7 protein-coding genes are annotated in these 8,468 nt (G+C 65.0%); 1 reads left to right on the top strand and 6 read right to left on the bottom strand.

Annotated features, from left to right (window positions below):
• The 3 genes from EOA38_RS20295 to EOA38_RS20285 all read right to left on the bottom strand — a co-directional run.
• Positions 1–1,426 (bottom strand): sugar ABC transporter ATP-binding protein (locus tag EOA38_RS20295; protein ID WP_145966007.1); only part of this gene is annotated, 1,426 nt, incomplete at its 3' end.
• Between the two features lie 29 nt (positions 1,427–1,455).
• Positions 1,456–2,394: a sugar ABC transporter substrate-binding protein gene (locus EOA38_RS20290; RefSeq protein WP_127300059.1), complete on the bottom strand. Its 939-nt coding sequence runs from the start codon at positions 2,392–2,394 to the stop codon at positions 1,456–1,458.
• A gap of 115 nt (positions 2,395–2,509) precedes the next feature.
• Positions 2,510–3,427 (bottom strand): ABC transporter permease, encoded by a 918-nt coding sequence (locus EOA38_RS20285; RefSeq protein WP_245480883.1) that lies wholly within the window; start codon positions 3,425–3,427, stop codon positions 2,510–2,512.
• A gap of 309 nt (positions 3,428–3,736) precedes the next feature.
• Here EOA38_RS20285 and EOA38_RS20280 point away from each other — a divergent pair, with 309 nt between their 5' ends.
• Positions 3,737–4,699, top strand: coding sequence for a sugar-binding transcriptional regulator (locus EOA38_RS20280; RefSeq protein WP_127300057.1), 963 nt, complete (start codon positions 3,737–3,739; stop codon positions 4,697–4,699).
• Positions 4,700–4,710: 11 nt separating this feature from the next.
• Here the strand turns inward: EOA38_RS20280 and EOA38_RS20275 are convergent, their stop codons facing one another.
• The 3 genes from EOA38_RS20275 to EOA38_RS20265 form a co-directional block, all read right to left on the bottom strand.
• Positions 4,711–5,298: a hypothetical protein gene (locus tag EOA38_RS20275; RefSeq protein WP_127300056.1), complete on the bottom strand. Its 588-nt coding sequence runs from the start codon at positions 5,296–5,298 to the stop codon at positions 4,711–4,713.
• Positions 5,299–5,366: 68 nt separating this feature from the next.
• A complete protein-coding gene (locus tag EOA38_RS20270; RefSeq protein ID WP_127300055.1) occupies positions 5,367–6,851 on the bottom strand; it encodes an FGGY family carbohydrate kinase in 1,485 nt (494 codons plus the stop codon).
• Positions 6,852–6,974: 123 nt separating this feature from the next.
• The gene (locus tag EOA38_RS20265; protein ID WP_127300054.1) at positions 6,975–8,297 is read right to left on the bottom strand and encodes a homoserine dehydrogenase; all 1,323 of its coding nucleotides are present in this window, start codon (positions 8,295–8,297) and stop codon (positions 6,975–6,977) included.
• Between the last annotated feature and the right edge of the window lie 171 nt (positions 8,298–8,468).

The following is an 8,468-nucleotide window of genomic DNA, read 5'->3' as shown; positions in this document are numbered from 1 at the left end:
CCAGCACGCGGTGCGAAAGCCCCAGCACTTCCTCGAGGTCGGAGCTCACCACCACCACCGCCATGCCCGAGCGGGCGAGGTCGGCAACCACGTCGTAGATCGCCGCGCGGGCTCCGACATCGATGCCGCGCGTCGGCTCGTCGAGGATGAACACCTTGGGCGGCCGCGACACCCATTTGGCGATGATCACCTTCTGCTGGTTGCCGCCGGAAAGTTTTGAGACGGCCTGGTTCGGCCGTCCCTTGACGCCGAGCCTCGAAATGCCGGCCTCGGCGAATCTCTGCACCGCTTTCGGAAAAACCCAGCCGTTCGGCGCGACATGGTCGAAATTGCCGATGGCGAGGTTTTCGCCGATCGTCTGTTCGAGCACCACGCCCTGTTCTTTGCGGTCTTCCGGCACCAGCACGACGCCGGCTTTGATCGCCGCCGCCGGGCCGCTGAGATGGATCGGCTGACCCGCGACTCGCACCGTGCCGGACGAGATCGGGTCGGCGCCGGCGATCGCCCGCACCAGCTCCGTGCGTCCGGCGCCGATCAGCCCGGCGATGCCGAGGATTTCGCCCGATTTCACCGAGAAGGAAACATTGTTGAAGCTGCGCTCCGGCGAGGACAGGTTCTCGACTTCGAGCAGCGTCTTGTCGCCGGGCGGCGAGAGCTTCGGGAACATGCGCTCGACGCTGCGCCCGACCATCTGTTCCACCACGGTGCGCACCGGGATATCGGCGCGCTCGTGCCGGGCGACGATGCGGCCGTCGCGCATCACCACCACGCGGTCGGCGATCTGCGCGATCTCGTCGAGGCGGTGGCTGATATAGATGAAGGACATGCCTTCGGTCTTGAGCTTGCGGATCTGCTGGAAGAGCAGTTCCGTCTCCTCGCCGCCGAGCGCCGCGGTCGGCTCGTCGAGGATCAAAAGCTCCGCGTTCAGCGTCAGCGCCTTGGCGATCTCGACCTGCTGCTGGGCGGCGACGCGCAGCGTGCGCACCTTACGCTCGGGCGAGACATCGAGGCCGAGGCGCTTCAACTGCGCCGAGGCCTTGACGTTCATGGTCGCGCGGTCGATGCGGCCGCCGCGCATCGGCAGGCGCCCGACATAGACATTCTCCGCCACCGACAGGTCCGGCAGCAGCTTCAGTTCCTGATGGATCATGCCGACCCCGGCCTCGATGGCCGCGGCGGGATTGGCGGGGAAATAGGGCTGCCCCCGCCAGATGATGGTGCCGGCATCGGGCTTCGTCGAACCGGCGATGATGTTGGACACCGTCGACTTGCCGGCGCCGTTCTCGCCGAGCAGCGCCACGACTTCTCCCGGCCGCACCTCGAAGCTCGCGTCGGCCAGGACCTGCACCGGTCCGTAGCTTTTGCTCAGCCCGTTGACGAAGAGCCCGTTATGCGGGCCTTCGCTTTGGCGAAGTTCAGTGGACATCGTGGCGCTCTCTTGAAGGTGCCAGCTCTTTAGGGATGCTTCTCGATGAACTGGGCGACATTGTCCTTGGTGGTCAACGTCGCATCCTGCAACTGATCGGCGGGCAGCTTCTCGCCGGCCACCAGCTTGACCGCCGAGTCGACGGCGAGACGGCCCATACCTTGCGTCTGCTGCGTCGCGGTGACGTCGAACACGCCGTCCTTCAGCGCCTTCAGCGCCGCCACATCGCCGTCGAAGCCGGCGATCCAGATCTTGTGATCGGGATTGGCGACCTTCACCGCTTGGGCCGAACCCAGTGCCAGCGCGTCGGCCTGGCCGAAAATGATCGAGACATTGGGATGGGCCTGCAGCAGGTCCTGCGCCAGCTTGAAGCCCTCGTCCTGGTGCCACTGATCGCTCCAGAGCTCGCCGACCACCTTGATGTCCGGATAGGCCTTCAGCGCTTCGCCGCAGCCCTTGGAGCGGTCGACTTCCGGCGTCGTGCCCTTCTGGCCATGGATGATGACCATCTCGCCCTTACCGCCGGCCTGTTTGGCGATGTAGTCGCACACGCCCTTTGCGGAGTTGACGCTGTCGGTGGCGATGAAGGTGTCGCCGGGCGCGCCGTCGGCGTTGCGGTCGACATTGACCACCGGGATGCCGGCGGCCTTGGCGGTCTTGGTCGGTACGGTCGCGGCGGTGGCGCCGGCCGGGATGTAGATCAGCGCGTCGATGTTCTGCGTGACGAGGTCCTGCACCTGGCTGACCTGCGTTGCCGAGTCGCCCTTGGCGTCGACGGTGATGACTTCGATACCCTTCTCCTTGGCGTAGGCTTCGACAGACTGCTTGATCTGGTTGAAGAAGTCCGCCTGCAGGTTGGCGACGGCCAGCCCGAGCTTCTTGGCGTCCTTGGCCGAGGCGGCGTCGGACAGGCCGAGCAGCGGGACGATGGCCGCGGCCGCAAGCAGCAGTGAACGTTTGGTCAGCATGTTTTTCCTCCGTTGGTGTTCAATTCCGTCCCGCCTGCGCATCGCGGCGCCCCCGGCCGGACAGTCCCAGTCTCGGATCGACCGATCCGTTCCGCCCGGACATCCGGGCGAATTCTCATTGCCTGCGGCGCCGCCAGGTGTCGGTGGCGACCGCCAGCGCGATCACCACGCCGATCACCACCTGCTGGACGAAGGGCGAGACGCCGAGCAGGTTGAGCCCGTTGCGCAGCACGCCGATAATCAGCACGCCGATAGCCGTGCCGCCGATCGAGCCGATGCCGCCCGAAAGGCTGGCGCCGCCAATGACCACCGCGGCGATCGTGTCGAGCTCGTAGCCGACGCCCGAGCTCGGCTGCACGGAATCGAGCCGGGCGGCGAGCACGATGCCGGCGAGCCCGGCAAGCAGGCCGCAGACAGCATAGACCCAGTTTGTCAGCGACTTCACCGGAATGCCGGAAAGACGGGCGACCTCGGCGCTGCCGCCGATCGCATAAAGGTTGCGGCCCGTGGCGCGATAGTTGAGGAAGATGGCGAAGATGATCGCCAGCACGAACATCAGCCCGACGGTGACCGACAGGAAGCCGAAATGGCGGACGATCGACAGGTTGGTGAACCAATCGGGAAAGCCGACGATCTGCGAGCCGTCGGTGATCATGTTGGCGAGACCGCGCGCCACCGACATCATGGCGAGCGTCGCGATGAAGGGCGGCAGCTTGGTCACTGTCACCAGCAGGCCGGAGACCAGGCCGCAGAGGCCGGCCACGACCAACGCCGCGGCAATGCCCACCGGAACGCCCAGGTTGAGGTAGTCGGGATAGGCGACATAGCCCATCACCATCGAGGCCAGCGCAAGCACCGAGCCGACCGAAAGGTCGATGCCGCCGATCAGGATGACCAGCGTCATGCCGATCGCCATGATGCCGAGCACGGTGACCTGGTCGAGCACGTTGAGGATGTTGCGAAAGGTCAGGAAGGTGTCGGTGGTCAGCGCCAGCGCCATGCACAAGAGCGCCAGCCCGATCAAAGGTCCCATCGTCCCGGCAAACAGCGCCGAAAGCTTCGCGCCTGACGCGGCCTGCGCGGCGCCGGTGCCAGCCTTCAACTCGCTCGTCTCGTTGCTCACGGCCACTTCGTCTCCTCCGTCAGCGGACCGGCGATGGCGCGCCGGCCGCTCTTGTTCACCAGGCACCTCCCTTGTGAACAATTTATCTTTGATATGCAATTTTGTTCAGCTAAAACGTTCATCAGAAAATTGTCAAGTGCCGTGCATGCATTCGGCGATGGTTTGCGCGAACCGACGGTTTGCCATAGGGAAAGTCCAGCGCACCCGGGAGGCATAAGGATGGCGGTGATCGAGAACGAGAAGGCTTCGCGCTTTCCGGATGCCGAGCTCAAGGCCCGCGCTGCCTGGCACTATTATGTCGAAGGCCTGACGCAGGAGCGCATCTCGGAGATCCTCGGCGTCGGCCGCATCAAGGTGCATCGCATTCTGTCGGCCGCGCGTGAGGAGGGCGTGGTCCAATTCCGCATCCGCGACAGCGTCGTCGAATGCGTGCAACTGGAGGAGGGCCTGAAGCAGCGCTTCGGCCTCAGCCAGGCCGTGGTCGTGCCGTCGGCCGCCGACCGCAGCAACACGCCGCTGCTGATCGGTCACGCCGCCGCCGCCTATCTCGCCGACAACGTCAATCCCGGCGATGTGATTGCGCTGGGCTGGGGCAGGACGCTGAAATTCGCCATCAACGAACTGCCCAGGCGGCCGATCGCCAGGACCACGGTGGTCTCGATGCTTGGCGGCCTCACCCATGCGCAGCCGCTCAACCCGACCGAGAGCGCCTGGGAGTTCGCCGAGAAGATCGGCGCCGAATGCTATCTGCTGCCGGTGCCGGTCTATGCCGACAGGCCGGAGCAGCGCGATGCCTTCATGAGTCAGCGCAGTGTCCAGGACGTCGTCTTCCGGGCGCGGCGCGCCAACATCGCCGTGCTCAGCGTCGGTTCCTTCTCCAGCGACAGCCCGATCGCCAATTACGGCTTCATCAAGCCGAGCGAGCTCGAGGAATTGCAGGCGGCTGGCGCGGTCGGCGATATCCTCTGCCACTTCATCGACGCCGAGGGCCGCACGGTCGACCATGAGGTCAATCGCCGCGTTTGCGCCTATCCGCTGCAGGATCTCTCCGACATTCCGACCACCATCCTGGTTTCGGGCGGACAGGAGAAGATCGCCGTCATGCGCGCCGCGCTCGCCAACGCGAAGGTTTCTGTGCTGATCACCGATGAGGACGCCGCGAAGGGCCTGCTCAGTCGCTGAAATTCACTGGATCAGAAGCTGCAGATCTTGGGGCGCTTCTCGTAGGACCAGTCCCTCAGCAGCACGGGCTTGAACTTGCCCTTGACCGGCTTGCCGTCTTCCAGGTCTGTGGACGCTGTGGCCTTACCGGTGAGGTAGTTGATGTCGCAATCGCCAATCGTCGTCTCGACGGTGCCGTCCGATTTCTGGATGTTCCAGTCCCAGTTGCGGCTGTAGCCGCCGACCAGGAACTTGCTGTTGCGATAGACGACGGTAAGCGTGTCCTCCGTCGATTTGCTGGCGCCGCAGCCGAAGCAGGAGGTGATCGCCAGCGATCCCTTACCCTTGCTTTCGAGATCGAGGATCCGGTCCTCGGTCAGCGCCCTCCTGACGAAGTCGGGCTTTCGCGCGGGATCGGGCTTTTCCTCTCCCGTCGCCAGATAGAAATAAAGGTCGGCCGGGCCGTCGTCCTGCACTACCACGGCACGGTCCATCGTGCCGTCCTGGTCGATGTCGAGCGTGAGCTCGAATGCCGGCCTGTCGCCGGCAAGCGCCGGCGCGGGCATTGCCGCCAGGGCGATAAGGCAGGTTAGGCCAGCATGATGAAGAATTGTGTTCATGAGCAATCGTCCGCCGCGCCAGGCAACCTAGCATCGGCCGGAGCGTACGCATATGGCGTTGCTCACATTCAGGCCGCGCCCAGCCGCGCATGGATGTCGCGTGTCGCGTGATAAAGGTCGCGGTAGATCGCCTTGCGGGCGCGATAGGTCGGCACCAGCGCCTCGACCGGATCGACCTGTCTTGCCGGTTCCGCCGCCATCGCTTTTGCCGCGTCCTCCGGCGAAGCGAACCAGCCGATTGCCGCGGCCGCGAGCATGGCGGCGCCAAGCGCCGCCGCCTCGTTGACCGGCGAGACGAAAAGCGGCCGCTCGAGCACGCTCGCCATGATCTGCATCAGCAGCGTCGAATTGGTGCCGCCGCCGGCCGCGATCATGGTGCCGGCCTTGCCGGTCTGCTCCTCCATCGCATCGGTGGCGATCGCCTGTTCCAGCGCGATGCCTTCCAGCACTGCGCGGAAGAGATGCTTTGGTTCGTGATCGAGCGACAGGCCGACGATGGCGCCGCGCGCCGCACCGTCCCAGTAAGGGCTCATCACGCCGGCCCAATAAGGCAAGACGAGGAGACCGTCGCTGCCTGGCGTGACATCCTTCGCAGCCTTCTCCAGCACTGCGGCTGAAGGCGAGCCGGTGGTGCGCACGATCCAGTCGACCAGTTGCATGCCGGAGCGCAGCACGGTCTCCAGCATGAAGCCGGAGCCGGTCGGCGAGACCAGCGTGCGGAATGCATCGGATGTCGTGACCGTGCCGGAATAGTTTCCGCTGACGACGCCGGAGCCCAGCGAGAGATAGCTTTTGCCGGGACCGTAGACCCCCATGCCGAGGCCCATCGCCTGGCCGTCGCCGGCGCCGGATATAACCGGCGTGCCGGCCTCGAGGCCCGTCGCTAGCGAGACGTTTTCCGACAGCGTGCCGCAGATTGCGCAGGGGGCCACGAGCTCCGGCAATTGTTCGGGCCGCAGACCTGCCGCCTCGACCAGCCGCGGGTGCCAGGCGCCATGCGCTATGTCGAGCAGGCCGAGCGGATCGGCGCTCGCCGTGCTGGTGACGAGGCGCCCCGTGAGCCGATGGACGAAGAAGGCATGCACGTCGACCAGCGCTGCCGCGTCAGAGAGTGCCTGTGGCCTGTGCTCCATCAGCCAGGCCAAGGCGTAGAGCGCCGGCGTCGGGTCCGGCGGCTTGCCGCTCCAGTCGCGGATCGCGTCGCGGCCGAGCTCGGCCGAAAGCTGCGCCACCTGGCGGCGGGCGCGCTCGTCCAGCCACAGGATGGCAGGGATGAGCGGCTTGCCGGCACCGTCGATCAGCGTGAAGCTCTCGCGCTGGTGGGCTATTGCGATCGCCTTCATGCGAGGCGCATCGATCTTGTCGGCAACCTGTCTCAGCGCCGACAGCAGCGCCGTCCACCAATGCTCGGCGTCCTGCTCGAAATGGCCCGGCGCCGGATTGGACAGCGGATAGGTTTCGCGTGCCTGGAAGAGTTCCGTGCCGTCCCGCGCGAAAGCGATCGCCTTCACGGCCGTCGTCGAGGCGTCGATCCCGATTACGACATCGTCCATCAGCCGAGGATCCGCAAGGTTAATGCATGTCGCGCAAAAGTGTGCAGCGGTTTTGCGAAAACGGCATCCATAAAAACAAAGACCTGAAGCGCGTCGCCTGGATCCGTTTCAGCGCGACGCGCTTTAGGCCGCGTTGGTAACGAACCGCCCGTCCGACTGGTCGAGACGACGGCGGATCTGGGTTATCACCATCGAATCGTCGGGTACACAATTTTCATAGGTCAGGAAGTCGCCGGCTTTGATCGGCTTCACCACCTTGGCGCGCTCGGCAAGCCCGATCGGCAGCACGCCCTTGGCGCGCGCGTCCTCCCAGGTCATTGCGAAGCCGCGATAGTCGTTCTCGCCGATCATGCCGAGTGACTGGCCGATGCCGAGATTGGTCTTGGCGACCGCCACCGCTTCGGCCACCGGATGGTCGAGCGGCTCCATGTCGGCGCGCTTGTAGACCACCGCGCGCGCCGCCGAGAGCGGCACTTCCAGACTGGTGAGGTGATAGGGACGGAAGATCGTGAAATAGGGGCCCTTGCCGACCTTGAGGTCGATCATGCGCTCCAGCACGCGCGGATGCTTGGTCTCGATGATGCAGAACACGCCGGGCGCGACGCCCTTGCCGATCGAATAATCGACCACGCCCTTGCGGTGCAGCACGCCGCCATCCTCACGCGGACAGAGCACGTTGGCCAGTTCCTCCAGCGTCGCCGTCGGGCCGTGCATGCCCGGCACGTCGGGCACCAGGCCGGTGGCGTTGGCGATCGCCACCATCTCGATCGCCGTCTTCGAGCCGTCGACGAACTCGACCAGCATGCGCGCATTCATGTTGCGCTCGGCCGCTTCCTTCTCGTAATCGGCGGGCACCGCGTCGATGTTGAGCGGATTGTTCTTGCCCTTGCCGGCGGCAACTATTGTGAAGCCGAGGCTTTTGGCAAAGCCGATGATCTCCAGCGTGCAGGCCGGCTCGTCGCCGGCCGCACCCGTGTAGATGACGCCGGCCTTGCGCGCTTCCTCTTTCAAGAAACGCCCGATGGTGATGTCGGCCTCGACATTGAGCATGACGATGTGCTTGCCGTTCTTCATCACTTCGAGTGCGAACAGCGTGCCGATATTGGGATTGCCGGTGGCGTCGATGATGACGTCGATGCGGCCGGCCGCGGCGAGCGCATGCAGATCCTCGGTGACGGCGATCTTGCCGGCCTCGATGGCGCGGTCGATGGCCGCGGCATTGGGCGCCTGCACGATGTCGGAACGGTCATGGCCGGCAAGAAGTGCGGCATCGATCGCCGCCTGCGGCCTGACTTCGGAAATAGCGCCGATGCGCATGCCCGGCATCAGCGCGACCTGGACGACGATATCCGTTCCCATCTGCCCGGCGCCTGCGAGGCCGATGGTGATCGGCCCTTGTTTTTCAGCGCGCTGCAGGAGTTCCGCTGCGAATTGCGGATGGGACATGTCGCTTCCTCCACTCATTGGCGCGCCGCCGCGCCGCGATCATCGTTTGAACATTCCTATTTCCATTTGAAAAATATTTCAACCGGCATTTCGGCAGCTGCTACGGGATTTCGATGGAGTGCGCTGGCGGCAAGATCGAGGCGGTAAAGTTTTACGCTGGCGGGACAGCAC

Origin of the sequence: Mesorhizobium sp. M1E.F.Ca.ET.041.01.1.1, assembly GCF_003997355.1 — a bacterium.
Lineage (GTDB): Bacteria > Pseudomonadota > Alphaproteobacteria > Rhizobiales > Rhizobiaceae > Mesorhizobium.
This window is presented reverse-complemented; position numbering and strand designations above follow the sequence as displayed.

Bases quoted from the DNA above. Each gene is read 5' to 3' on its own strand.
- EOA38_RS20290 (WP_127300059.1), bottom strand. From the start codon at position 2,394: ATGCTGACCAAACGTTCACTGCTGCTTGCGGCCGCGGCCATCGTCCCG.
- EOA38_RS20285 (WP_245480883.1), bottom strand. From the start codon at position 3,427: ATGGGACCTTTGATCGGGCTGGCGCTCTTGTGCATGGCGCTGGCGCTG.
- EOA38_RS20280 (WP_127300057.1), top strand. From the start codon at position 3,737: ATGGCGGTGATCGAGAACGAGAAGGCTTCGCGCTTTCCGGATGCCGAG.
- EOA38_RS20275 (WP_127300056.1), bottom strand. From the start codon at position 5,298: ATGAACACAATTCTTCATCATGCTGGCCTAACCTGCCTTATCGCCCTG.
- EOA38_RS20270 (WP_127300055.1), bottom strand. From the start codon at position 6,851: ATGGACGATGTCGTAATCGGGATCGACGCCTCGACGACGGCCGTGAAG.
- EOA38_RS20265 (WP_127300054.1), bottom strand. From the start codon at position 8,297: ATGTCCCATCCGCAATTCGCAGCGGAACTCCTGCAGCGCGCTGAAAAA.